This window comes from Micromonospora sp. B9E7, from assembly GCF_039871815.1.
Taxonomy (GTDB): domain Bacteria; phylum Actinomycetota; class Actinomycetes; order Mycobacteriales; family Micromonosporaceae; genus Micromonospora.
The window spans coordinates 117,391-140,282 of the sequence record NZ_JBDPLX010000004.1; the positions used below are offsets into that span (position 1 = coordinate 117,391).

Annotated in this window: 24 protein-coding genes; 6 read left to right on the forward strand and 18 right to left on the reverse strand. The window is 71.9% G+C overall.

Annotated features, from left to right (window positions below; translation table 11 throughout):
- Window positions 1-15: 15 nt before the first annotated feature.
- The 3 genes from ABGB10_RS08300 to ABGB10_RS08310 all read right to left on the reverse strand — a co-directional run bounded on the left by ABGB10_RS08300 (window position 16) and on the right by ABGB10_RS08310 (window position 2,955).
- A complete protein-coding gene (locus ABGB10_RS08300; RefSeq protein ID WP_347660477.1) occupies window positions 16-864 on the reverse strand; it encodes a peptidylprolyl isomerase in 849 nt (282 codons plus the stop codon).
- A gap of 100 nt (window positions 865-964) precedes the next feature.
- A complete protein-coding gene (locus ABGB10_RS08305; RefSeq protein ID WP_347660265.1) occupies window positions 965-2,173 on the reverse strand; it encodes a D-alanyl-D-alanine carboxypeptidase in 1,209 nt (402 codons plus the stop codon).
- A gap of 53 nt (window positions 2,174-2,226) precedes the next feature.
- Entirely contained in the window at window positions 2,227-2,955 is a 729-nt protein-coding gene (locus ABGB10_RS08310; RefSeq protein WP_347660266.1) for a MerR family transcriptional regulator, read from the reverse strand.
- Window positions 2,956-3,122: 167 nt separating this feature from the next.
- Between ABGB10_RS08310 and ABGB10_RS08315 the strand changes: the two genes are divergently transcribed.
- Complete coding sequence (locus tag ABGB10_RS08315; RefSeq protein ID WP_347660267.1) at window positions 3,123-5,417, forward strand: excinuclease ABC subunit UvrA; 2,295 nt, start codon at window positions 3,123-3,125, stop codon at window positions 5,415-5,417.
- A gap of 82 nt (window positions 5,418-5,499) precedes the next feature.
- On the opposite strand, the gene ABGB10_RS08320 is transcribed toward ABGB10_RS08315, so the two are convergent.
- From ABGB10_RS08320 to ABGB10_RS08340, 5 genes are all read right to left on the reverse strand, one after another.
- Window positions 5,500-5,919, reverse strand: a complete 420-nt coding sequence (locus ABGB10_RS08320) for a protein-tyrosine phosphatase family protein (protein WP_347660268.1) — start codon at window positions 5,917-5,919, stop codon at window positions 5,500-5,502.
- 384 nt (window positions 5,920-6,303) lie between these two features.
- Window positions 6,304-6,870: a hypothetical protein gene (locus ABGB10_RS08325; RefSeq protein ID WP_347660269.1), complete on the reverse strand. Its 567-nt coding sequence runs from the start codon at window positions 6,868-6,870 to the stop codon at window positions 6,304-6,306.
- 627 nt (window positions 6,871-7,497) lie between these two features.
- On the reverse strand, window positions 7,498-8,142 hold the full coding sequence (locus ABGB10_RS08330; protein WP_347660270.1) for a response regulator transcription factor: 645 nt from the start codon (window positions 8,140-8,142) through the stop codon (window positions 7,498-7,500).
- Complete coding sequence (locus tag ABGB10_RS08335; protein ID WP_347660271.1) at window positions 8,133-9,311, reverse strand: histidine kinase; 1,179 nt, start codon at window positions 9,309-9,311, stop codon at window positions 8,133-8,135. The genes ABGB10_RS08330 and ABGB10_RS08335 overlap by 10 nt, the downstream gene beginning before the upstream one ends.
- 81 nt (window positions 9,312-9,392) lie before the next feature.
- On the reverse strand, window positions 9,393-10,175 hold the full coding sequence (locus tag ABGB10_RS08340) for a DedA family protein (RefSeq protein ID WP_347660272.1): 783 nt from the start codon (window positions 10,173-10,175) through the stop codon (window positions 9,393-9,395).
- Between ABGB10_RS08340 and ABGB10_RS08345 the strand changes: the two genes are divergently transcribed.
- The 3 genes from ABGB10_RS08345 to ABGB10_RS08355 are packed head-to-tail and all read left to right on the forward strand — an operon-like array spanning window position 10,174 to window position 12,006.
- On the forward strand, window positions 10,174-10,956 hold the full coding sequence (locus ABGB10_RS08345; RefSeq protein ID WP_347660273.1) for a carbon-nitrogen hydrolase family protein: 783 nt from the start codon (window positions 10,174-10,176) through the stop codon (window positions 10,954-10,956). The two genes, ABGB10_RS08340 and ABGB10_RS08345, sit on opposite strands and share 2 nt — an antisense overlap.
- Before the next feature lie 57 nt (window positions 10,957-11,013).
- Window positions 11,014-11,454, forward strand: coding sequence for a VOC family protein (locus tag ABGB10_RS08350; protein WP_347660274.1), 441 nt, complete (start codon window positions 11,014-11,016; stop codon window positions 11,452-11,454).
- A 45-nt stretch (window positions 11,455-11,499) separates the two neighbouring features.
- Window positions 11,500-12,006, forward strand: a complete 507-nt coding sequence (locus ABGB10_RS08355) for a DinB family protein (protein ID WP_347660275.1) — start codon at window positions 11,500-11,502, stop codon at window positions 12,004-12,006.
- 25 nt (window positions 12,007-12,031) lie between these two features.
- Here the strand turns inward: ABGB10_RS08355 and ABGB10_RS08360 are convergent, their stop codons facing one another.
- The 7 genes from ABGB10_RS08360 to ABGB10_RS08390 form a co-directional block, all read right to left on the reverse strand.
- A complete protein-coding gene (locus ABGB10_RS08360; RefSeq protein WP_347660276.1) occupies window positions 12,032-12,907 on the reverse strand; it encodes an alpha/beta hydrolase in 876 nt (291 codons plus the stop codon).
- Between the two features lie 115 nt (window positions 12,908-13,022).
- Window positions 13,023-13,664 carry a histidine phosphatase family protein gene (locus ABGB10_RS08365; protein ID WP_347660277.1) on the reverse strand — a complete coding sequence of 214 codons (642 nt, stop codon included), beginning with the start codon at window positions 13,662-13,664 and terminating at the stop codon, window positions 13,023-13,025.
- A gap of 33 nt (window positions 13,665-13,697) precedes the next feature.
- Window positions 13,698-15,152, reverse strand: coding sequence for a serine/threonine-protein kinase (locus ABGB10_RS08370; RefSeq protein WP_347660278.1), 1,455 nt, complete (start codon window positions 15,150-15,152; stop codon window positions 13,698-13,700).
- A 98-nt stretch (window positions 15,153-15,250) separates the two neighbouring features.
- Window positions 15,251-15,454 carry a hypothetical protein gene (locus ABGB10_RS08375; RefSeq protein WP_347660279.1) on the reverse strand — a complete coding sequence of 68 codons (204 nt, stop codon included), beginning with the start codon at window positions 15,452-15,454 and terminating at the stop codon, window positions 15,251-15,253.
- 2 nt (window positions 15,455-15,456) lie between these two features.
- A complete protein-coding gene (locus ABGB10_RS08380; protein WP_347660280.1) occupies window positions 15,457-16,500 on the reverse strand; it encodes a LacI family DNA-binding transcriptional regulator in 1,044 nt (347 codons plus the stop codon).
- Between the two features lie 139 nt (window positions 16,501-16,639).
- The gene (locus ABGB10_RS08385; RefSeq protein WP_347660281.1) at window positions 16,640-17,527 is read right to left on the reverse strand and encodes a helix-turn-helix transcriptional regulator; all 888 of its coding nucleotides are present in this window, start codon (window positions 17,525-17,527) and stop codon (window positions 16,640-16,642) included.
- 140 nt (window positions 17,528-17,667) lie between these two features.
- On the reverse strand, window positions 17,668-17,907 hold the full coding sequence (locus ABGB10_RS08390) for a DUF397 domain-containing protein (protein ID WP_074309213.1): 240 nt from the start codon (window positions 17,905-17,907) through the stop codon (window positions 17,668-17,670).
- A gap of 264 nt (window positions 17,908-18,171) precedes the next feature.
- On the opposite strand from ABGB10_RS08390, the gene ABGB10_RS08395 reads away from it, so the two are divergent.
- On the forward strand, window positions 18,172-18,822 hold the full coding sequence (locus ABGB10_RS08395; protein WP_347660282.1) for a GGDEF domain-containing protein: 651 nt from the start codon (window positions 18,172-18,174) through the stop codon (window positions 18,820-18,822).
- 4 nt (window positions 18,823-18,826) lie between these two features.
- Here ABGB10_RS08395 and rox read toward each other — a convergent pair whose 3' ends face one another.
- Window positions 18,827-20,254 carry a rifampin monooxygenase gene (gene rox, locus ABGB10_RS08400; RefSeq protein WP_347660283.1) on the reverse strand — a complete coding sequence of 476 codons (1,428 nt, stop codon included), beginning with the start codon at window positions 20,252-20,254 and terminating at the stop codon, window positions 18,827-18,829.
- A gap of 170 nt (window positions 20,255-20,424) precedes the next feature.
- Window positions 20,425-21,447, reverse strand: a complete 1,023-nt coding sequence (locus tag ABGB10_RS08405; RefSeq protein WP_347660284.1) for a phosphotransferase — start codon at window positions 21,445-21,447, stop codon at window positions 20,425-20,427.
- A gap of 129 nt (window positions 21,448-21,576) precedes the next feature.
- Here ABGB10_RS08405 and ABGB10_RS08410 point away from each other — a divergent pair, with 129 nt between their 5' ends.
- The gene (locus ABGB10_RS08410; protein ID WP_347660285.1) at window positions 21,577-22,227 is read left to right on the forward strand and encodes an NAD(P)H-dependent oxidoreductase; all 651 of its coding nucleotides are present in this window, start codon (window positions 21,577-21,579) and stop codon (window positions 22,225-22,227) included.
- Window positions 22,228-22,399: 172 nt separating this feature from the next.
- Here the strand turns inward: ABGB10_RS08410 and ABGB10_RS08415 are convergent, their stop codons facing one another.
- Entirely contained in the window at window positions 22,400-22,891 is a 492-nt protein-coding gene (locus tag ABGB10_RS08415) for a type II toxin-antitoxin system PemK/MazF family toxin (protein WP_088989909.1), read from the reverse strand.
- Window position 22,892 lies beyond the last annotated feature (1 nt).

Here is a 22,892-nt window from a genome sequence, read left to right on the forward strand (position 1 = left end):
CACCGCGCCGCACGGTCAGTGGTGGTGGTGCGGGCGGACGGCCTTGCGGATCGTCGCCGGCAGCGCGGGCGCACCGTCGACCGGTGCGGGGTCCTCGGCGGTCGGGGCCACTCCCCCGGCGGCGATCCGGTCCAGGGTCGCCAGCCCGGCCGCGTCGACCTCGCCGAAGATCGTGTAGTGGGGGCGCAGCGCCGAGTTGGCGTACACCAGGAAGAACTGGCTGCCGTTGGTGTCCGGCCCGGCGTTGGCCATCGCCAGGACGCCCCGGGCGTACACCCGGCGTTCCCCGGTCGGGTCGGTGGGCGCGGGCGGCAGGTCGGTGGGCAGTTCGTCGCGGTACCGGTATCCCGGGCCGCCCTCGCCCGTGCCCGACGGGTCACCGCACTGCAACACGCTCAGCGTCGGGTACGCGGTGAGCCGGTGGCATGACGTGCGGTCGTAGAAGCGCTTGCCGACCAGGTGCAGGAAGCTCTGCACGGTGCACGGCGCGGCGGCCCGGTCCAGGGTCAGACCGATCGGCCCGTGGTTGGTCGCCAGGGTCACCCGGACAGCACCCCGGGCCGGGGTACGTCGCGGGTCGGGCGGCAGCGGCACCGGTCGGGCCGCCGGCTCGTCCGGCGTCTCGGTGTACGCGCACGGGCCGTGCGTGGTACGCGGCGGTCGGGTGGCGGCGTCGGCAGCGGTGAGCTGCGCCGCGGACGCGGTGGTCCCGTCAGCCGACGGGCCTGGCGCGGTGGTCCCGTCAACGGACGGGCCTGGCGCGGCGACCGCGGCGGCGGACGCGCCGACGACCAGCGCCCCGGCGAGGACGGTCACCCCCGCGAGGCGGGTCAGGGCGCGCACCGGCCGGCGGGGTGCCGCCACGCGGGGGCGCGGTGGGGGTTCACTCGACACAGGGATCCTCCTGGACTCGTGGTGCCAGAAAGACCGGAGTCTATGGATGCCAGCGCCGGATGTCGATTCGTCAGGGCAGTCGACGGCGACGCCGCCACAGCAGCCCGCCCATCAGTGCCAGCACGCCCGCGCCGCTGACCGCGGTCACCGACCAGAGCCAGCCCGAGCCGCGGTGCCCCGCCCCGCTGGCCGCCGCCGGTCGGGGAGCACCGGCTGCCGCCAGCGCGGACGGTGCCGCCGACGGTGTGGCGGTCAGCTCGCCCGGATCGACCAGCCGGCCCACCGAGGCGTCCCGGGGCACGGTGAACCCCCAGTCGAGCAGAGCCGCACCCTGCTCCCAGCCACGCTTCGGCGCCGATTCGGCGCCCAGCAGGGTCACCACGAGCCGTCGTCCTCCCCGTTCCGCCGCCCCCACGTAGGTGTGCCGGGCCAGATCGGTGAAGCCGGTCTTGCCGCCGAGCGCACCCGGGTACCGGTAGACGAGCTGGTTCTCGTTCTGGATGTCGAAACCCTTGGTGCGTTGCGCCGGCTGGGCCGGAATCGACGTCTGCTCGGTCAACGCGTACCTGCGGAAGGTCGGCTCGGCGAAGCAGGCCCGGGCGATCAACGCCAGGTCGTACGCGCTGGTGAACTGGCCCGCGCCGTCCAGCCCGGACGGGGTGACCGCGTGCGTCTGGAGCGCGCCGAGGTGGTGCGCGTGCTCGTTCATGGCGCGTACGCCGGCGGCGCTGTCCGTGCCGCTGCCGAGTCGGGCCAGCGCGTTGGCGGCCTCGTTGCCGGAGTTGAGCAGCAACCCGAGCCAGATCGTCTCGATGGCGTACCGGCCTCCCGCGACCAGGCCCACCGCCGAGGAGCCGGGTTCGATGTCCATGTCCTCCTCGGTGACGGTGACCGTCTGCTTCGGGTCCAGCCTGGGCAGCATCGTGGCCGCCAGCAGGAGCTTCTGCACGCTGGCCGGCGTGCCGTACTCGTGCGGGCCGCAACCGCCGAGCACCTGGCCGCTGTCCAGGTCGGCGACCAGCCACGACGTGGCGGTGACCCCCGGTGGCGCGGCGACACCGGCCGGCACGACCAGGCCGGCGGTGTCCAGCCCGGCCCCACCGACGACCCGCTGCGCGGGGACGGCGGGCGGGGGCGACGGCCGGGGTGGACGGGACATCGCCGGCGCCGGAACCCGGGGGCACCGCACCGCCGGCACGGCGGACGCTCCCGCCGCGGCGACCGGCGCGGGAGCGAGCAGGACGGCGGACGTCGTGGCCGCCAGCAGCACAGCTCTCATCTGCCCGACCCTAGTCACGACGATCGCCCGGCGGGACGGGATGCCCCGGTCGGTCAACCCGCGTCGCGCCCGCTGCGCAGATAGTCGTGCAGCGCGGCACTGCCCCGCAGCCTTCGCAGGCTGCGGGTGTGCAGCTCCTGCTCGCGGCGGGCCAGCTCGGCACGGACCCGCTGCGGGCTGCCGGTGGTCCGAAGCTCGCCCAGCACCGCCTCGATGATCTCGAACGGGTACGCGCCTCGACGCAACAGCGCGATGACCTGCGCGGCGCGCAGCTCCGTCTCGTCGTACACCCGGTAGTTGGTGCCCGGGGTGCGGCCCGGCCGCAGCAGTTCCCGCTCCTCCCACAGCCGCAGTTGCGAGGTCCGGACCCCGACCAGGGCGGCGACCTCGCCGATGCGGGCGTCGCGGCGCGGGGTGGGCCGGGCCTGCGACGGGCTGGCCAGCACGGTTTCGAAGGCGCCGAGCACCCGACGGATATCGGCGCGCTCCCGGTCCAGTTCGGCATGCCCGCCGTCGAGCGCCGCGAGGGCCGTCGGCAGGTCGCCCCGGTGCACCGCCGCCATGATCTCCCGGGTACGGATCCAGCCGTGCCCCTCGGCCAGTCGGCGCGCCACGGTGAGCGCCCGCGCGTGCTCGGTCGTGAAGATCCGGTAACCGCTTGCGGTGCGGCGCACCGGCGGCAACACCCCCTGCTCGACGTAGTTGCGCACCTGCTGCACCGAGATCCCGACGGTGCCCGCGAGGTCGACGGCGCGCAGACGTTCGATCGCTCCGGAGGTCACGACGGCAACCATAACGGTTACCACGTGATTTGAGACTTTCCCGAACACTTCGCTGTGGCCTGCTCAGGGATATCGCCGAAAGCCTCTACATGTGGATGAATGAGACAATGGAACCCGTCAGCACCCGGCGGGGCGCGAGTCCCGCCACGACTCCGTGAAGGGTTCGCATGCCGCAGTCAGCTTGGTCCGCCGCCGACAGCCACGACATGATCGAGGTACGCGGAGCGCGGGAGAACAACCTCGCCGACGTCTCGGTCGACATCCCCAAACGCCGGTTGACCGTCTTCACCGGTGTCTCCGGGTCGGGCAAGTCGTCGCTGGTCTTCGGCACCATCGCCGCCGAGTCCCAACGCATGATCAACGAGACCTACAGCGCGTTCCTCCAGTCGTTCATGCCGAACCTCAACCGCCCAGACGTCGACTCGCTGCGCAACCTCAGCGCGGCCATCGTCGTCGACCAGGAGCGGATGGGCGTCAACTCCCGGTCCACCGTCGGCACCGCCACCGACGCGTACGCGATGCTGCGGATCCTGTTCAGCCGGCTCGGCCAGCCGTCGGTGGGCGGCGCGGGGGCGTTCAGCTTCAACCTGCCCGAGGGCATGTGCCTCACCTGTGAAGGGCTCGGTCGGGTCTCCGACCTCGACGTCAACGAGTTGGTCGACGTCGAACGCTCCCTCAACGACGGTGCCATCACCGTGCCCAACTTCGCTGTCGACTCGTGGTACTGGCAGACCATCGTCGGCTCCGGCCTGTTCGACCTGGACGTCAAACTCCAGGACTTCACCCCGCAACAGTGGGAGGACTTCCTGCACAAGCCGGCCACGAAGATCAAGGTGGGCAGCAACAACTGGACCTACGAGGGGCTGGCGGTCAAGGTCAAGCGGCTCCTCCTGGCCAAGGACCGCGAGTCGATGCAACCGCACATCCGCGCGTTCGTCGACCGGGCGGTCACCTTCACCACCTGCGGCGACTGCGGCGGCACCCGACTCAACGCGGCGGCCCTGTCGTCGCGCATCGCCGGACGCACCATCGCGGACTGCTCGGCCATGCAGATCAGCGACCTGGCGACGTTCGTCCGGGGCATCGACGACCCGGAGGTCGCGCCGCTGATCGTCAACCTGCGGGACCTGCTGGAATCCCTCGTCGAGATCGGGCTGGGCTACCTCAGCCTGGACCGCGAGTCGGCAACCCTGTCCGGCGGTGAGGCGCAACGGGTGAAGATGGTCCGGCACCTCGGCTCCAGCCTGTCCGACGTCACGTACGTCTTCGACGAGCCCACCGTCGGCCTGCACCCGCACGACATCGCCCGGATGAACGACCTGCTGCTGCGGCTGCGCGACAAGGGCAACACGGTGCTGGTGGTCGAACACAAGCCGGAGACCATCGCCATCGCCGACCACGTGATCGACCTCGGGCCGGGGGCCGGCACCGAGGGTGGTCGGATCTGCTTCACCGGCGACGTCCCCGGCCTGCGCCGCTCCGACACCCTCACCGGCCGGCACCTGGACCACCGGGTCACCCTGCGCGCCGACGTACGCCCACCCACCGGGCAACTCGCCATCCGCCAGGCCGACCTGCACAACCTGCACGACGTGGACGTGGACATCCCGCTCGGCGTGCTCACCGTGGTCACCGGAGTGGCCGGCTCCGGCAAGAGCTCACTGATCCACGGTTCGCTGCGCGGCCGGCCCGGCGTCGTGATCGTGGACCAGTCCCCGATCCGTGGATCCCGGCGCAGCAACCCGGCCACCTACAGCGGGCTGCTCGACCCGATCCGTACCGCCTTCGCCAAGGCCAACGGAGTCAAGGCCGCCCTGTTCAGCGCCAACTCCGAGGGCGCCTGCCCGGCCTGCAAGGGGATCGGGCTGATCTACACGGACCTGGCGATGATGGCCGGCGTGGCGAGCGTCTGCGAACGGTGCGAGGGCCGACGCTTCACCGACGAGGTGCTCACGTACACACTGCGCGGCAAGAACATCAGCGAGGTGCTGGCCATGTCGGTCACCGAGGCGCACGCGTTCTTCCCGGGTGGGCCGGCGCACCTCATCCTCGGCCGGCTGGTCGACGTCGGGCTGGGCTACGTCAGCCTCGGTCAACCGTTGACCACCCTGTCCGGCGGCGAGCGGCAACGACTCAAGCTCGCCATCCACCTGGCGGAGAAGACCACCACGTACGTGCTGGACGAGCCCACCACCGGCCTGCACCTCGCCGACGTGGACCAGTTGCTGGCCCTGCTGGACCGGATGGTCGACGCCGGCAACACGGTGATCGTCATCGAGCACCACCAGGCGGTCATGGCGCACGCGGACTGGCTCATCGACCTCGGCCCGGGCGCCGGACACGACGGCGGTCGGATCGTCTTCACCGGCACACCCGCCGAGTTGGTCGCTCGCGGCGACACCCTCACCGCCACCCACCTCCGCGAGTACGTCACCGAGCCGGCAATGGTCGCCAAGGGGTGACGCCTGTGCGTGATGCGCGGGGCCCATGCGTGGGCGGACCGGGCTGTGGGCACGGCGGGCCGGGGCGCGTGGAGGTCGCGGCTCAGGCGACGCGGCGCAGCCAGCGCCGCTGCCAGGGCGTCTCGACCGCCTTCGGGTGGTAGCCGGACCGGACCCACGGCACCGCCCGCTCGACCGGCAGACCGTCGAGGATCGCCAACGCGGCCAGGGCCGTTCCGGTGCGCCCCACCCCACCCCGGCAGGCCACCTCGACCCGTTCACCGTCGTGCGCCCGCCGTAGCGCCTCCCGTAGGGCATCGACGGCGTCGGCGCGATCGAGCGGAACCCAGAAGTCGGGCCACCGGATCCGCCGATGCGCCCAGGCCGGCACCGGGCCGGGTGCCAACAGCACGGCGAAGTCGGCGGGCGAGGTAGCCGCAGCGATGCGGCGTCCGCGCACGGTGACCCCACTGGGAAGTACGAGTACGCCCGGCTGCTCGGACCACGGCTGCGCCTCTGTCATCCGGACATTGTGCCGCCGCCCGTTGAGCACAGACAGCGCCGCCCCCGGCCGGTGGGCCGGGGGCGGCGCTGGTGTCGGTGTGCAGGTCGCCTCTCGGCGAGTGGCACGACGCGGCTCCAGCCGAACGGTATTCCGCGAGGGCAATATAGGTGAGGCCCGGGGACACTGAGTCACACCGACACCCTCCACAACCAGCCCGACCCCGACCTTGTTCCCGGACCAGCCTCGCCGCGCACCCCTGCGCCACAGAACCTCGAACCACGAGATCTTGGAACAGTTCCCGTTACGCGAAAACGGAAACTGTCCAAGATCTCGGCGTGGACATGCCGCTGGCCGGCACCCCGTGTGGGGGTGCCGGCCAGCGGTCGGGTCGTTCGGTGGGGGTCAGCTGTTCCAGTGCTGGCCGACCAGGTCGGTGGCCTGCTGCTCCCACTGGGCGTAGGCGTCGGGGTAGGCGGAGACCTGCACGGTCTGTGCGGCCTCGGTCAACGGCATGTCCTGCCACCCGTCGACCTGCTTCAGGCCCTTGAGGAACGCGGTCGTGGAGTACTCAGGGTCGGTGATCTGCTCCGGCGTGCCCCAACCCGAGCTCGGGCGCTGCTGGAACAAACCCAGCGAGTCATGATCGTTGGCATCGCCGAGGTGGCCCAGGTTCTCCAGCTTCGACTCCTGCAGACTCGTCGCGATCGAGATCACCGCGGCCCGCTCCGGCAGACCAGCCTTCTTCGTCGCGGCAATGATCGCCTTCACGTTGGCGGTCTGCTCGTCGTTCAAGGTGATGTGCGACTGCTCGCCCTGCGGCTTCGGCGCCGCCGTCTGCACGGCGGCAGCAACCGGCTTGGCATCCACCGTCGGGGTGGCGGCGTGGGCGGCGATCGGACCGGCGAACACACCACCGGCGAACGCGAGACCAGCAACAGACAACACACTCTTACGCATGATCGTATTCATGGGGGAAGCTCCTTCGGGGGTAAGAACACCCGCCTGAATGCCGCGGATGAGAGCACCTCGTCCGGCGCTGCACTAACAGGGGAAAAGTCTGAGGATCGGCGACCTACAAACCGGGGGGCTTGCGGCACCGGGGGTCGGCGGCCTACGAGCGGGGGCTCGGGCGCCGGGTCCAGGTGTAACGACCCGCAAGGCGGGGTCATTCCGGGGCCGGTCGATACCGTGGCACCCGGTGGAGCGGGGTGCCGGTCGGGCCGGGGTCCAGGTGTAACGACCCGGGGCCGGGGGTGATTCCCGGGGGCTGACCATCGAGCCGACAGGCCGTGGTCCTGCCATCGTCAGGGTGTGTAACGACCCCGACCCGGCCATGATTCCGCCCGACAAGTGCCGCCGATCACAGCCCAAACTAAGCATTACCGGACAAACACCCCGAGCGCCGACGCATACCCACGTCGACAGCGGACCTGACACCTGATCCGGCTGCCTGCGGACGTGACCGGAACCGCGATGATCGACTCGGTTTTCAGGAAGTCGCGGCATCAAACCGCGCCCCGGACACCCCGACATCAAGGAAGGCGAGTCGATCACGGCCCCGGCGGGGAGGTCCGGCCACGTCTCGGGCCACGGACGTCAGGTGCCCAGGTAACGCAGGACGGCGAGGATTCGTCGGCTGTAACCGGCCGTGTGCGCGAGGTCGAGTTTGTCGAAGATGGCGTTGACGTGCTTCTCGACCGCACTTTGCGACACGTGCAGCCGCTGGGCGATCGCGAGGTTTGTGTGGCCCTGCGCCATCTCGTGCAACACGTCCCGTTCCCGTGGCGTGAGCCGACCGAGCGGGTCGGGCCGCCCCGAGCCGGCCACCACCTGACGGACCACCTCCGGGTCGAGGGCGGTGCCTCCGGCGGCGACCCGGTCGAGTGCGTCGAGGAAGTCGTCCACCTGGGCGACCCGATCCTTGAGCAGGTAACCGACCCCCTCGGGGCGGTCGGCCAGCAGCCGGCCGGCGTAACGCCGCTCCACGTACTGGGAGAGCACGAGGACGCCGGTGTCGGGCCACCGTCGACGGATTTCCAGGGCGGCCCGCAGCCCGTCGTCGGTGTGGGTGGGCGGCATTCGGACGTCGGTGACGACCACCTCGGGACGGACGCGTCCGACCGCCTCGACAAGCTCGTCGGCGGTCCCCACCGCTGCGAGCACCTCGTGGTCCTCCTCGGCGAGGAGCCGCGTCAGACCCTCCCGGAGCAGCGTCGAGTCTTCGGCGAGGACTAGCCGCACGGCAACTCCGCCCGCACTGTCGTCGGGCCGCCGGCCGGGCTTGTCACCCGCAGTCGACCGTCCAGCGCAGCGACCCGTCGCGCCAGCCCGGACAGGCCGCGCCCGGTTGGTTCCGCCCCGCCGACGCCGTCGTCGTGCACGCGCATCCGGATCCACCCATCCTGTGCCTCGATATCGACCGTGACCAGGGTAGCGGCGGCGTGTTTCGCGGCGTTCGTGAGCGCCTCACAGGCCACGAAGTAGAGCACCGTCTCGATCTGCCGCTCAGGGCGGACCGGCAGCTCGCAGCGGATCCGTACCGGCACCTCGGATCCGCGGGCGACGATGGCCAGCACCTCGCCCAGATCGCTGCTGTCCAATGCCGACGGGTAGACCCGCCACGCCACCTCGCGCAACTCCTCCACGGCCCGCTGCACGTCCTCGTGTGCCTGTGCGATCAGCGCGCGCGTGCGGTCGGCGTCGCGGGCACGGCGGGCCCGGCCGAGCAGCATGCCGAGGGCGACCAGCCGCTGCTGGAGGCCGTCGTGCAGGTCGCGTTCGATGCGCTGCCGTTCGGCGTCGACCGCGGCGATGACCCCGGCCCGACTGGTGGTCAGCTCCTGGACCCGCCGCGTCAGCTCTGCCCGACTTCCGAGGCTGAGCAGTCGCCGAGCCAGCCGGACGTCCAGCGCCGCGACACTGGCGAACGCTTGGACGTTGAGCAGCAGCAGGACCACCCCGACGCCGATCTGGGACAGGGCGTCGAGGAGGGGCAGTTCTCCGTGCACCGCCGCGCGCAGCACGATCCCGGCCAGCACCAGACCGATGCCGAGCACGGCGTATGCCAGCGCGCCGAGTGCGCCGGGTAGCAGTCGGGCGGCCAGGTAGCCGATCTGCCGCCGGGTCGCCACATCGTCTGGTGTGGGTAACTCTCCCGCCGCGAGCAGCCCGGCGAGGCGGCGACGTTCCATGTGCACCAGCCGCGCCGCGTACCTCCTGGTCAGGCCGACAACCCGACGGTGGGCCGCGGGCACGGTCGCGGCCACGCCGCATGCGGCGGCCGCGATGGCGAGAAAGGCAAGCTCGACACCGGCCGTCGCGATTCCGGCGGCGACGCCGACCGGCAGCCGGAGCCGGTCCCACCACCTGCCGTCTCGCCGCTCCCCCACCACCTCGTCCGCCTTTCGCACCGGGTCTGTCCCGTTGGCTCTGCTTCACCAGACGCGCCAGCCGGCGGGGTGAAGCAGAGCAAGGGAGACGGGGAAGAGTCGTTACCGCTCGTCCGAGGCCCACGATCCGCTGCGGTAGAGGGTGCCGCGACCGGCCGGGTCGGGCACACCGTTCGGCGCGCTCTGCTCGGGGTCGGTCGGTTCGGGGTTGCTTGCGGCGCGGCGGGCTCGCAGCACGCGGGACCCGACGAACCAGGCGGCCGCCGCCACGCAGACGACGATCACCACTTTCTGGAGCATGCCGGCGTAGCCCTCGACCAGGTGCCAGTTGTCGCCGAGCAGGTAGCCGGCGAGCACGAACGTGGTGTTCCAGATCAGGCTGCCCAGCGTGGTGTAGAGCAGGAACGTGCCCACCGGCATCCGCTCCACCCCGGCCGGAATGGAGATCAGGCTCCGGAAGATCGGGATCATCCGCCCGAAGAAGACGGCCTTCACCCCGTGCCGCAGGAACCACGCCTCGGTCCGGTCCACGTCGCTGAGCTTCACCAGTGGGAGCCGGGACACGATGGCGCGCATCCGGTCGCGCCCCAGCGATGCGCCGATCAGGTAGAGCGCGAGCGCACCCACCACCGAGCCCAGGGTGGTCCAGAAGATCGCACCGACCAGACTCATCCGTCCCTGCGCGGCGACGAACCCGGCCAACGGCAGAATCACCTCGCTGGGGATCGGTGGGAAGAGGTTCTCCAGCGCGACCGCCAGGCCGGCACCGGGGCCGCCGAGCCGTTCCACCAGGTCAGTGACGTAACCGACGATCCCGCCCTGCGGGGGTTCCGCCGCGGCGGTGGGGGTTCCGGTGGCGAGCACGGCGTGGGACGTTCGAATCATGCCCCCACGGTACGAAGCGATCCTGAGAGTCGACCATGAGGCCGACCGCCCGACCGCACGGGTCGACCACACCGGTGGGGGTGCGGAAAACCGCACCCCGCTGCGGCTCGCGGCGGTGCAGCCGCCGTGCGTACCCCTGGATGTCGCGGAGAATGCGCGGGCGCACGCCGCCGCGGTGCGCGCGGCGCGCGCCCGGGTGGTGGTCTTTCCAGAGCTGTCGCTGACGGGGTACGAGTTGGACGCGCCGGTCGTGTCCGTCGACGACCCGCGGTTGGCGCCGCTGGTCGAGGCCTGCGCCGAGATGGGCGCGATGGCCCTGGCCGGTGCTCCGGTCGCGGGCGACCACATCGCGATGCTGGCGGTGACCGGGGGCGGTGCGACGGTGGCGTACCGGAAGATGTGGTTGGGCGGCGCGGAGTCCGGCCGCTTTCGACCGGGTGACGCGCCGGCGGTGCTCGACGTGGACGGTTGGCGGGTGGGGTTGGCCATCTGCAAGGACACCGGTGTCGCCGCGCACGCGGCGCGGACCGCGGCGCTCGGGATCGACGTGTACGCGGCGGGTGTTCTGGAGTCGGCCGAGGATTCGGCGGTGATCGACGAGCGGGTCCACCGGATCACGACCGCGCACCGGGTCTGGGTGGCGGTGGCGAGCTTCGCCGGGTCGACAGGTGGCGGCTACACCGAGGCGGCGGGGCGGTCGGGTGTCTGGACGCCGGACGGAGAGGTGTACGCCCGCGCGGGCACCGGCCCGGGCGAGTCGGTCAGCGCCAGCCTCGGCTGAAGGCTGTCGACGCCGGCCCCACTCACGCATGTCGTACGTCTCGGGCAGGATCGCCCCATGAGCACTGTCCCCTCCCGACTGTCGGTGGTCACCCTGGGAGCACGCGACGTCGCCGCGCTGCGGTCGTTCTACCGGTCGTTGGGGTGGCCCGAGCTGCCGGCCAGTGACGACGGCTGGTCGGCCTTCCTGCTCGGCGGTGTGCTGTTCGCGCTCTACCCACTGCCGGAGCTGGCCGCCGAGGCGGCGCCGGGCGTGCCCGCGCCCGCCGGTGGCTGGTCTGGCACCACCCTGGCCTGCAATGTCGACAGCCGCGACGAGGTCGACTCGGCGTTCGCCGCGGCCGTCGCAGCGGGCGCGACCGTGGTGGCAGAGCCGATCGACCGGCCGTGGGGTGGGCGCTCGGGTTACCTCGCCGATCCGGAGGGCAACCGCTGGGAGATCGCCTGGGCGGGCACGGCCCGCTTCGACGAACGCGGCGCACTCATCTCCTTCGGCTGAGTGGTGGTGTTTGCACCCCGACGACGATCTTGAAATGCTTCGCGGATGACTTCCTTCCCGGGGACCTTCGCCGACGACGTCATCGACCAGTCGACCCAGGCGCAGGTCGAGGCGTTCATCGACGAGCACCGCAGAGCGCTCAACGGCTACCTGGACGGGCTGACCGAGGAGCAGGCGCGCCGCTCGTTGGTGCCGTCCCGGACCACGCTGTTGGGTCTGGTGAAGCACACCACCTTCGTGGAGAAGGTCTGGTTCGACGAGGCCATCACCCGCCGGTCTCGCGCCGAGATCGGCATTCCCGCGACCCCGGACGAGTCGTTCGTCCTCGACGACGACGACACGATCGCCAGCGTGCAGCGGGCGCACCGCGAGGCCTGCGACGCCTCCCGCCTCGCGACGTCGTCGCTCGGCCTGGACGACGTGGTGCACGGCAACCGGCGCGGCCCGCTGCCGCTGCGGTGGGTGTACCTGCACGTGCTGCGCGAGCTTGCCCAGCACTGCGGGCACGCCGAGATCCTGCGTGAGCAGATCCTGAGCGAGCAGCGCGGGTAACGCGGCACGGGTCACCCAACCCCGGTCAGCCGGCGTCCAGCACCTCCCGCAGCCGTGCCGCGAACTCCTCGGGCTTGCCCGCGTAACCGAACTCACCGCCGAGGAAGCCGCCGTGGTGACTGGGGAACACCACGGCCTCCTGACCGAGCACGGCCGCCATGCCGAGGGCGGTGCGCGCGGTGTACGTCCCGGCCGACTCCTCCCCGACCGCGATGACGATCCGGGTGGGTGCCGCGGTGAGCAGGTTCGCGTCCGGCCGGTAGTCGGTGACCGCCCACGAGTTCTTCGACAGCAGCGGGTCGTCGCGAGTGCCGTCGTCGTCGGTCGACAGGCCGAACATCGCCGGATCGGGCGTGGGTTGGGCGAAGTAGGCATCGGTGAACTCGCCCTGCCAGGACGTCATCGCGATGAACGCGGCCATGCCGGCGCCGGCCCCCTTCGCCTGGTATGCGTCGTAGAACCCGGCGCGGGCGCGCTCGGCGGCGTCGGCGTCGGGGAGCACGGCGTTGATCGGGGGTTCGTGCGCCACCAACGTGACGACGTCGCCGGGATACGTCGCGACGAGCTCGAGTGCCGTCACCGCGCCGCCGCTGCTGCCGAACACGTCGACCGGGCCGGCACCGAGCGCCTCGATCAGCAGGTGCAGGTCGGCCGCCTGCTGCTGCGGCGTGTGATCGGTCCGGCCGTCCGTGCGGACACTGCGGCCGAGGCCACGCGGGTCGTAGGTGACGACGGTGCGGTCCGTGAGGAGCGGCGCGAGAGCGGTGAAGCCCTCCGCCGCCATCGGCTGGCCGATCAGCAGCAGCGCGGGGCGTCCCCCGGACGGGGGCAGGGGGCCTCGGACGTCGTAGACCAGGTCGACGCCGGGTACGGCGAGGGTGTGCGTCTGCGTTGTCGTCATTCGGTGAGACTACGACCGGCGGGAGCAGGTGGACGGCCACGCCGTGCCGGCGACGTCGAACAGGTGGCCGTCGGTCGTCGACGAAGGGGGCGACCACGAGACGTGCGGCGGAGGTTCACGCTCTGGCCCACCCCGCGGTGTCGGCGAAGCGACGGAGCGTCCAGCGGGCCGGCGGCCAACCGCCCGGGTCGTGATCGCTCGTCCACTCGGTGATCGATGCCGGGGGCACGTCCAGGTCGAACGCCCGGAAGACCGGCTGCGCGCCGAGCGCGTGGAACGCGCCCTCGACGGTCTCGCTGTGACCGACCAGGACCACTGTGGACCCCCGGTGCCGATGGGCGATCTCCATGATCGCTCGGCTGACGCGGACCACCAGTTCGGCCCAGCTCTCGTTGCCCTCCTCGAACGGCCGGAACACACCCCCACCGGCCACCGCGTGTTCGGTGCGGAAGCGGGCGGTCGGCAGGCCGTCGGCGTACGGGGGTGTGTGCCAGGTGCACAGGCCACAGTCGGCCACGGGCCGGACGCCGAACGCGGTGGCGATCGGTTGCGCTGTCTCGACAGCCCTCCGCAGCACGGACGAGTAGACCGCCACGGGTCGGTCGATGGCGACCTCGCCGATGAGCCGTTTGGCGAGATCGTGTGCCTGCTCATGGCCGAGGGCGGTGAGGCCCCGGCAACCACGTGGTCCGCCCACGATTCCCTCGAGCTGGTGGAGCGACTCGCCGTGTCGCACGAAGATCAGACGTGTCCGCATCGGGACATCATGCCAGCGGCATAGACGCAGGTATCAGTCGTCCGTACGGCCGGTGAAGATGCTGCTGGTCTGCGCGAGCAGATCGTCGAGTTGGGCGCCCGTCCGCGCTGCTAGGCGGTCGCGCTCCACCAACTCGGCGATGCGTTCCCGCAGCTCGGCGACACGCTCGGCCCGGTCGCGGGTGTGGCGGTTCAGGTCGGCGAGGTCGTCCCGCAGGTCTTCGGCGGTCTTGCGGTCGACGTCACCGCGGGCCAGCGCGCTGGCGAGCACGGCTGCGAACTGGCCGGTCACCTCGCGGAAACTGACCGGCACCTGCTGCCCGCCGGTCGGGGACGGGGTGCTGGCGGCTGGCGACGGCGAGGGCGACGTCGGCGGTTTCGGCGACTGCGTCGTGGGCTTGGGCGCCGGGGCGGAAGCCGACGGTGCGCCGGCGACGTCGGCCGGGTCGGGTGCGCCCGAGGTGCCGAACTGGCCCTGGGTGAGCAGGGCGCCGAGACCGACGAGCACGGCGAGACCGGCCGCGACCAGCACGGCGAAGGGCCGGCGCGATCGGCGGCGGGCCGGCACGGCGGCAACCGGCGCGGGGCGGACGGCCGAGCGGTCGATCAGGGTTGGTGGGTGGGCTGCCGGCGTGATCCGCAGCAGCTCGGTGGGCGGCTCGACCGGCTGGCCCGCGCCGAAGCGGCGGGCCAGGTGCGCGGCGCTCGGTCGGTCGGCCGGGTTGGCGGCCAGGCAGGCGAGGGTCAGCTCGGCGACGTCGGCGGGGAGGCCGGGCACCCGCAGCGGCGGCACCGGAGTGCCGCGCCGGTGCACCTCTAGGGCGTCCTCCCAGCTCTGCACCGGCAGTGGGGCCTGGCCGGTGAGGGTGCGGTAGAGCAGCGCGCCGAGGGCGTACACGTCGCTGGCCGGGTCGGGTGGGCCGGCTCTCAGCCGCTCCGGGGCGAAGTACGCGGGTGTGCCCATCAGCGGTTCGCCGGACTGGCCGTCGAGGCCGCCGAGCGCGGCGATGCCGAAGTCGAGCACCTTGGCCCCGGTGTCGGTGAGCATGACATTGCCGGGCTTGACGTCGCGGTGCACGACACCGATGCGATGCGCGGCAGCCAGCGCGGCGGCGATCTGCCCGGCCACCCGCACCGCCTCCGGCCAGGGCAGCGGGCCGTTCCGTAGCCGGTCGGCCAGGTTGTGGCCCTCGACCAGCTCCATCACCAGGTACGGGACCACGGCGCCGCCGGCCAGGGTCGCCTCGGCGTAGTCGTACACCTGGGTGACGTGTGGGTGGGTGAGCCGGGCGGCCGCGCGGGCCTCGCGCTGGATGGTGGCCCGCAGGTGCGGGTCGGTGGCGAACTGCCCGGCGAGGACCTTGATCGCGACCGGTCGACCGAGCACGTCGTCGTCGGCCCGCCACACCTCGGACATGCCGCCGAGACCGATCCGCTCGTGCAGTACGTAGCGGTCGTGGAGACGGAGGGTGGGCGTGAAAGGCGACATGGCTTCACCAGTCTGCCTGGCCGAGCGCCACTCGACCACCCTCCGTGCCCGGGCACACACTGTTTGTCCCGTGCGTGCCCGGATGGGTTTCGATCGGGTCAGGAGCAGTGCGGCGTGGCGGGCAGCGGTCGCGGCTGGATGCGGTCGGCGAGCCGGCGCAGGGCGACGGCGGCAGCCTGCCGGGTCGGGGCGAGCGGAGCCCGGCGGGCCCGTTCGATCTGGACCGGGGCGTCCGGTCGGGCCGAGTTGACGTGTCGGTTCATGGCGTCGAGGGCGGTGATGTATCCGGTGGGAAGTTCCATGGTCAACTCCTCGGGACAGGTCCGGTGGAGTCCCGGACGACGAGTGCGGTGGGCAACAACACATGACCGGCCGCGGGGTTCGCGGGCGGGTCGAGCAGCAGTTCGGCGGCGATGCGACCCTTCTCCTCGGCCGGCTGCCGGACGGTGGTAAGGCCGGCCGCGGCGGCCTCGGCGACGTCGTCGAAACCGGTTACCGAGATGGGCGGACGGGCACCGGCCGGCCGAACGGCCAGGGCGTCCAGCACACCGAGCGCGAGGACGTCGGAGCCGGCCAGCACGGCGGTCGGCGGAGCGGGGCCGTCGAACAGCCCGGCGACCGCCTCGGCGGCTGCCTGCCGGCTGTTACCGGGGGCATTGACCAGGGTCAGGTCGGCCCAGCCGACGCCGACCTCGGCGAACGCGTCCGCGAACCCGGCGAGCCGGCCCCGGGTGGTGGGGTGCGGAATCTGCTCCACCCCGGCCACGGTGAGGGGGCCGGCCGGTGCGCCCGGCAGCACGGAGTCGGCGAGCAGCGCCACGCGGCGGTGACCGAGCCCCGCCACGTGAGCGGCGGCGCTGTGCGCGGCGGCCCGCTCGTCGATCCCGACGTACCGCTCGTCGGGGTCAGCGTCGTCGCGGGCAGCCGTGCTGACGAACGGCAACCCCCGCTGCCGGATCACGTCCAACGCCCATTCCTCGTCGGCGACGCAGTAGACGCAGAACCCGTCCACGGCCGCGTTCTCCACTGCCCGCCGGGCATCGGTGACCGCCGGGGGCAGCGGCACCAGCAACAGGCTTGTGCCGTGCCGCTCGGCAGCCTCGCCGACCCCGGCGAGGAAGCGGACGGCGAACGGGTCGGTGAAGGCGTACGACAGGTGCGAGGTGAACAGCACCCCGATCGACCCGACGAAGCCGCGGCGCAGGGAACGGGCGGTGGGGTTGGGGCCGGGGTACCCGAGTTGGCGCGCGGCGTCCAGGATCCGCCCGCGAAGGCTGGCGGAGAGTTGGTCGGGGCGACTGTAGGCGTTGGACACGGTGCTGCGGGAGACGCCGACGGCGTCGGCCACGGCTTGCAGTGTTGGCTTCACCGGCACCTCTCTGTATCGATCCAGTCTGAATCGATACAGAGACTAGCCCGACTGGTCGGCGTCAGTCAATACGATGCGTTCGGTGCCGCCCGCGTGGCGGGCCGCACCGTGACGGCGATCAGGCCGGGTAGAGGTCGTCCAGCAGCCGGCCGAGGATCTCCGGGGTGCGCTCCGGCGGCTCGGCCTCGACGCAGAGGCGCTCCATGGCCACCGCGTAGTAATCCAGGTCGTCACGCTTGTCGAGGTAGAGGGCGCTGGTGAGCTGTTCGATGTAGACGATGTCGGGCAACTCCTGGTCACCGAAGCGCAGGATGGTGAAGGCACCCCCGGCGGCGGCGTGGCCACCGGCTGCGAACGGGATGACCTGGAGCCGGATGTTGGGCGACTTGGTCGCCTCGATGAGGGCGGCGAGCTGACCGCGCATGACCGCGGGGCCGCCGATCGGGCGTCGCAGGGCCGCCTCGTCCACCACGGCCCAGAGCTGCGGCGGGTTCTCCCGGTGAAGCAGCTGCTGCCGTTGCAGGCGCAGGGCGACGCGCCGGTCGATCTCGGCCGGATCGGCCGCGCCGTGCCCGAGCAGCACCACCGCCCGGGCGTAGTCCCCGGTCTGCAACAGGCCGGGCACGAACTGCACCTCGTAGCTGCGGATCAACGCGGCGGCGGCCTCCAGGCCCAGGTACGACTGGAACCAGGTCGGCAGCACGTCGCCGTAGCGGTGCCACCAGCCAGGGCTGTTGGCGTCCCGGGCGAGTTTCAGCAGCGCCTCGCGCTCGTGCTCCTCGGTGACCCCGTAGAGGGTCAACAGATCGGAGACGTCGCGCTCCTTGAAGCCGACCCGACCCAGCTCCATCCGACTGATCTTCGATTCGGAGGAGCGGATCTCCCAGCCGGCGCCCTCCCGGGTCACCCCGCTGGCCTCCCGCAGGCGACGCAACTGGGCGCCGAGCAGCATGCGCAGCACGGTCGGCCCGGTTGTCGGGCCACCCTCGGCGGGAACCATCGTCACGTGCGGACCTCCGGACACCGACCCACGCGGTCGGGTACCTGGCCCGGCCGACGTGTAAGCATGCCATGGACCGACAGTGAGGTGAACTCCTCCGCGCCGGTGATTCGGTCCCACCTCCGGGACGACCCCACCCGGGGCGGTCAGTTGATCAGATGGTCGAAGTCCCCGTCCCGCGCGCCGAGCACGAAGGCGGCGATCTCGTCCACGGTGTAGATCAGCGCCGGCCCTTCCGGGTGCCGTGAGTTGCGAACCGCGATGCCCGCTCCCCCGGGCAGTTCGGCGAGTTCGACGCAGTTGCCGCTCGGGTTGCTACGGCGACTCTTCTGCCAGCTCAGCGGGGGCAACTGATGGATCGGTACGCCATTGGGTGGCTGCTGCATGGAGGCGTCTTTCTGCTCACGAGCCCGCCGGTGGCCGTGGGAGGAGCGGTGACGGCGAGGGGTGCGGTATCGACATCGGACGGTTCTGCACGTGCATCTGCTATTGCATATGCACCGGACGGCGAGCATGATAACGCACATGATCGGTGCCCATCCGTTCACGTTGAGTTACCCCCGCAGGGGCAACCATCAGGCAAAACTGGGCCTGACGCGGCGCGCCGCGTCGACGGAGGGGTGGAGGCGGTCGCGGCGATGGGAGGGTTCGTGCCGGATCCGATGAGTGTCGCCTCCGGCATCTGCGCGGCCGGCGCGCTGCTCTCCTCCTGGCAACTACGCCGCCGGGCGGTCCGCGCCGAGTGCGAGATCGAGCACCTCCAGGCCGAGCTCGCCGCCGAACGCCACGCCGCCAGCCACGACCCCCTCACCGGGCTGCCCAACCGACGTGCCTTCTACCGCCTGGCTGCCGCCCTGCTCACCGACGCGGCCGGCCAGCCGTTGATCGCCGTGGTGCTCGATCTCGACGACTTCAAGCAGATCAACGACCGGTACGGGCACGCCGCCGGCGATCAGGTGCTGATCAGTGTGGCCGAGCGACTCGCCGGCTTCGCCGGGGACAACCTCGTCGCCCGCCTCGGCGGGGACGAGTTCGCCGGGTTGCTCGCCAGTCCCACCGTCGACCGCCGCTGGATCGAGCACTCCACCCGCCGCCTCGCCGAGACCGTCGCCGCGCCGATCCGGCTCAGCGGATGCAGCGTCCGGGTCACCGCCTCCGTCGGGCTCGCCCCGGTGACCGGCCCGGCCCAGCTCACCGAAGCGCTCAGCAGGGCCGACGCCGCCATGTACCAGGCGAAGAGCCTCGGTGGCGCCCGCTCACCCCGGCAGCTGGTCGACAGCGCCCGGCTGGCCGAGCGCTGACCGTTCAGCCGACGGGTGCGCCGAACCACCTCGGCAACTGGCCGAGAAGGTCCGTCTGATCGTCGCCCGCCCACGCCACGTGGCCGTCCGGTCGCAGCAGCACGGCGGGCACCTCCAGTTCGTCGCTGACGTCGACGACGTGGTCGACCCGGTCCGCCCACCCGCCCACGGAGAGCCGGCCGGTCTGGTCGAGCAGCAGCCCTCGACCACCGCGCATCAGCTCGTAGAGGCGGCCCTGCTTCAACCGCACGTCGCGCAGGTGCCGGCCGAGCAGTTCGTGCCCCCCGCCGAAGTCGTAACGGACCCCGATCGCGGTGATCTTCTCGATCAGGTACCGGTTGACCTCCTCGAAGTCCAGCAGCTCCGACAGCAACTGACGCACCGCCCGGGGGCCCGGCTCCGGCGACAGCAGCACCATCTGCGCGCGGGTGTTGGTCAGTACGTCGGCCGCCACCGGGTGCCGCTCGGTGTGGTAGCTGTCCAGCAGTCCTTCCGGCGCCCAGCCGTCGACCTCGGCGGCCAGCTTCCAGCCGAGGTTGAACGCGTCCTGGATGCCCAGGTTGAGCCCCTGCCCACCGGTCGGCGGGTGGATGTGCGCGGCGTCGCCGGCCAGCAGCACCCGGCCGGTCCGGTAGCGCTCGGCCAGCCGGGTGGCGTCGCCGAAGCGGGAGAGCCACCGCGGCGAGTGCACGCCGAAGTCGGTGCCCGCGTACACCCGAAGCTGCTCTTTGAATTCCTCGATGGTCGGCGGGACCGAACGGTCCTCGGCCACCCCCTCGGCGGGGACGAGGACGCGGTACACCCCGTCGCCGAGCGGCCCGAGACCGAATCGCAGGTGGGTCCTGCGGACCTCGGCCACCACGTCGGCCACCGTCTCCGGCGCTACGCCCACCTCCATCTCGCCGAGTAACGACTCGATCTGGCTGGGCTCGCCGGGGAATCCGACGCCGAGCAGCTTGCGCACGGTGCTGCGACCGCCGTCGCAACCGACGAGGTAGCGCGAGCGCACCTGCGTGCCGTCGGCGAGTTCCACGGTCACCCCGTGGTCGTCCTGGCTGAGGCCGACCAGTTCGCAGCCCCGCCGGATCTCGACACCGACGTCGCTGGCGTGCTCGGCCAGCAGACGGTCGGTGGTGGTCTGCGGGATGCCGAGCACGTACGCGTGTGCGGTGTCCAACCCGCCCGGCGACGGCTTGGGGATGGCGGCGAAGAAGCCACCGACCGGGTGCTGCTGGCCGAGCGCGAGGAACCGCTCCAGCAGGCCGCGCTGGTCCATCACCTCGATGCTGCGCGCGTGCAGGCCGAGCGAGCGGACGAACGGGGTCGGCTCGCTGTCCTTCTCGACCACGAGCGTGTGCACGCCGTGCAGCCGCAACTCGGCGGCCAGCATCAGACCGGTCGGTCCGCCGCCGGCAATGATCACATCAATCATGGAATCCCCCGATTTTCCCAGTTTTGGGCTTCGGCAGGAGATTCTGCAGCACCACCCGGGTCTTGCCGCAAGACCCGGGGTGCGATATATGTTGGAGGTGGCAAGGAGGGCATCACCTCCTTGTCTTTCTTCTTTTCCGCCCCTTTCCCCTGGACGGATGCGGTCGCCGCTCAGCTCCGCCGGTCGAGGTCGCGCAGCGCCACGTCGGCGAGAGTGACCAGACCGACCTCGGACACCAGCCCCCGCACGATCCGCGCAGCCCGATCGCGGTCGGCCGTCTCGGCGTCCGGATCCAACGCCTGTCGGGTCCAGTCGGTGAGGTCGTCCAACGCGCGGACCGCGAGGAACCAGGCGAGACGGGCCGGGTCGACGTCGACCGCGCCGTACCCGGCGAGGGCCGCATCCTGCTGGAAAGCGCTGACCGGGGCGAAGGCGAGCACCCCGCCGAGAACGAACATCAGGTCACACTCGGGCGGCGCGAGCACCGCGTCGTCCCAGTCGATCAACCAGACCTGCCCGTCCCTGCCGAGCAGCAGGTTTCCCAGGTGCGGGTCGCCGTGGCAGACCACGTCCGGGCCAGGCCGGGCCGGCTGGTCGACCGCGAGGCGTTCGACCTCCCGGGTCAGCAGCCGGATCTGCCCGGCCGCCGCCGACCACACCGCCGCCAACTCTCCGACCGACGGAGCGGCAGGGTCGCGACGGCCCGGGTCGCACAGTCGCTCGGCCACCGCGCGAGTCGAGGCCACGATCGAGGGGTACGCCGCACCGCCCGCCGGCAACAGTCGCCTCAACTCCTCGGTCACCGGCACCGCGTGCACGGCGGCCAGCACCTCGCCGTACGCGCGCCAGTGCGCTTCGGTCATCGGGCCGTCGAGAGCCCGCTGGTCGGAGACCCAGGGCACCACCGAGAGTCGGCGCCCGTCGTGGTCGACGGACAGCCCACCGTCGCGGGTCCGCAGCGGCGCGGCGATCCCCGGCACCCCCTGGTCGGCCAGGTACGCCGTGACGACCAGGCCGGCCGCAGTGCCACCACCACTCATTTTCACCGCGTACCGGCCGCCGTCGACGGTGTGAGCCAGCCACAGTCGGGCGTGCTGGTCGGCACCGTGGGTCACCTGCTCCATTGCGGAGACCCGCAGGCCGAAGCCGGCCCGGACCTGCTCGGCCGCCCGCCGCGAACCGTCCTCGATCATGCGACCACCATGCCACCGGCCGGGTCACCCGCCCACCGCTTAATCGTGCCCTGGGCGGTGAAGGTGTCCCGGGACGGCGTCGGGGTATGGGGAGGCAGCAACCTCACTCGACGGCCGAAGGGAACCGACGTGGCGAGCATCCGCGCCCTCGTACTCAACTGCACCCTCAAGCCGTCACCCGCACCGTCCAGCTCCGAGCAGCTCGGCCGGGAGGTGCTCGCCGAGTTGGCCGCGCAGGGCGTGGAGGGCGAACTGGTCCGGGTCGTCGACCACGACGTGCGCTTCGGGGTGTCCACCGACGAGGGCGACGGCGACGGTTGGCCGGCGATCCGCGCCAAACTCCTGGCGGCCCAGGTCCTCGTCATCGCCACGCCGATCTGGCTCGGTCAGCCGTCGAGCGTCTGCAAGATGGTCCTCGAACGCCTCGACGCCGAACTCTCCGAGACCGACGACGAGGGCCGGCTCCTCACCTACGGCAAGGTGGCCGGTGTGGCAGTCGTCGGCAACGAGGACGGCGCGCACCACACCATCGGCCAGGTGCAGCAGGCGCTCAACGAGGTCGGGTTCACCCTCGCGGCCGCCGCCGCGACCTACTGGGTCGGCGAGGCACTGCACAAGGTGGACTACCGCGACGCCGGCCCGAAGCCGGACACCACCGGCCGCACCACGAAGGCATTGGCGCTCAACACCGCACACCTCGCCCGGTTGCTCGCCGAGCAACCGTACCCGCCGCCGGACGCGCGTAGCGCCGCGCTCGGCCTGAGTCCCGCGCCGGCCTGACCGCCCCGGAAACCCGGGAGCGGGTCCTGCACGCGGCCCAGGCGGCCCCGCCGGCCCCGGCAACTGCCCCGTATGCGGGGCACCTCTACAGGCGCACGGCCAGGATCTGTTTCCCGACCGGCGCGCCAGCCAACCGACGCGCCGACCGGTCCGCCGGCAGCCGGCGCGCGGCTCAGCGCCAGCCGTAGCCGGCGCGCAGGGCCTGCCCGACCCGGTCGAACCGAGGCCGGTCCAGCACGGCACCCTCACGGCGGATGCTGTCCTCGCGCATGGTGAGCACCCGGTCCAACCGGACCCAGCTCGGCCGGTTGTCCCGGTCCCACTCGCCCGGCCCGAGCGCGAACCAGTGCCGCTGCCCGTCGCGCTCGCTCTGACTGGACAGCATCAGCCCGAACAGCGTCCGGCTGTGCCGCCCGACGACCAGCACCGGACGGTCCTTGCCCTGCCGGGGGTCGTCCTCGTACGGCACCCACGTCCAGACGATCTCGCCGGGGTCGGCCTGGCCGTCGCGCTCCGGGGCGTACGTCAGCTCCCGACGCTGCAACGCGCTCACCTGGCGGCGGCGGGCCACCTGGGCGGGGGCGGGCCCGCTGCGTCGGGGCGACGGGATCACCGCGCCCACCCGGGAGATGCGAGCCGCGACATTCCTCAACAGACCAGCCACG

What these genes read in the sequence shown, in the direction of transcription:
- ABGB10_RS08305 (WP_347660265.1), bottom strand. Translation starts at nt 2,173, where the DNA reads ATGAGAGCTGTGCTGCTGGCGGCCACGACGTCCGCCGTCCTGCTCGCT.
- ABGB10_RS08315 (WP_347660267.1), top strand. Translation starts at nt 3,123, where the DNA reads ATGCCGCAGTCAGCTTGGTCCGCCGCCGACAGCCACGACATGATCGAG.
- ABGB10_RS08320 (WP_347660268.1), bottom strand. Translation starts at nt 5,919, where the DNA reads ATGACAGAGGCGCAGCCGTGGTCCGAGCAGCCGGGCGTACTCGTACTT.
- ABGB10_RS08325 (WP_347660269.1), bottom strand. Translation starts at nt 6,870, where the DNA reads ATGAATACGATCATGCGTAAGAGTGTGTTGTCTGTTGCTGGTCTCGCG.
- ABGB10_RS08345 (WP_347660273.1), top strand. Translation starts at nt 10,174, where the DNA reads ATGCCCCCACGGTACGAAGCGATCCTGAGAGTCGACCATGAGGCCGAC.
- ABGB10_RS08340 (WP_347660272.1), bottom strand. Translation starts at nt 10,175, where the DNA reads ATGATTCGAACGTCCCACGCCGTGCTCGCCACCGGAACCCCCACCGCC.
- ABGB10_RS08350 (WP_347660274.1), top strand. Translation starts at nt 11,014, where the DNA reads ATGAGCACTGTCCCCTCCCGACTGTCGGTGGTCACCCTGGGAGCACGC.
- ABGB10_RS08355 (WP_347660275.1), top strand. Translation starts at nt 11,500, where the DNA reads ATGACTTCCTTCCCGGGGACCTTCGCCGACGACGTCATCGACCAGTCG.
- ABGB10_RS08360 (WP_347660276.1), bottom strand. Translation starts at nt 12,907, where the DNA reads ATGACGACAACGCAGACGCACACCCTCGCCGTACCCGGCGTCGACCTG.
- ABGB10_RS08365 (WP_347660277.1), bottom strand. Translation starts at nt 13,664, where the DNA reads ATGCGGACACGTCTGATCTTCGTGCGACACGGCGAGTCGCTCCACCAG.
- ABGB10_RS08370 (WP_347660278.1), bottom strand. Translation starts at nt 15,152, where the DNA reads ATGTCGCCTTTCACGCCCACCCTCCGTCTCCACGACCGCTACGTACTG.
- ABGB10_RS08375 (WP_347660279.1), bottom strand. Translation starts at nt 15,454, where the DNA reads ATGGAACTTCCCACCGGATACATCACCGCCCTCGACGCCATGAACCGA.
- ABGB10_RS08390 (WP_074309213.1), bottom strand. Translation starts at nt 17,907, where the DNA reads ATGCAGCAGCCACCCAATGGCGTACCGATCCATCAGTTGCCCCCGCTG.
- rox (WP_347660283.1), bottom strand. Translation starts at nt 20,254, where the DNA reads ATGATTGATGTGATCATTGCCGGCGGCGGACCGACCGGTCTGATGCTG.
- ABGB10_RS08405 (WP_347660284.1), bottom strand. Translation starts at nt 21,447, where the DNA reads ATGATCGAGGACGGTTCGCGGCGGGCGGCCGAGCAGGTCCGGGCCGGC.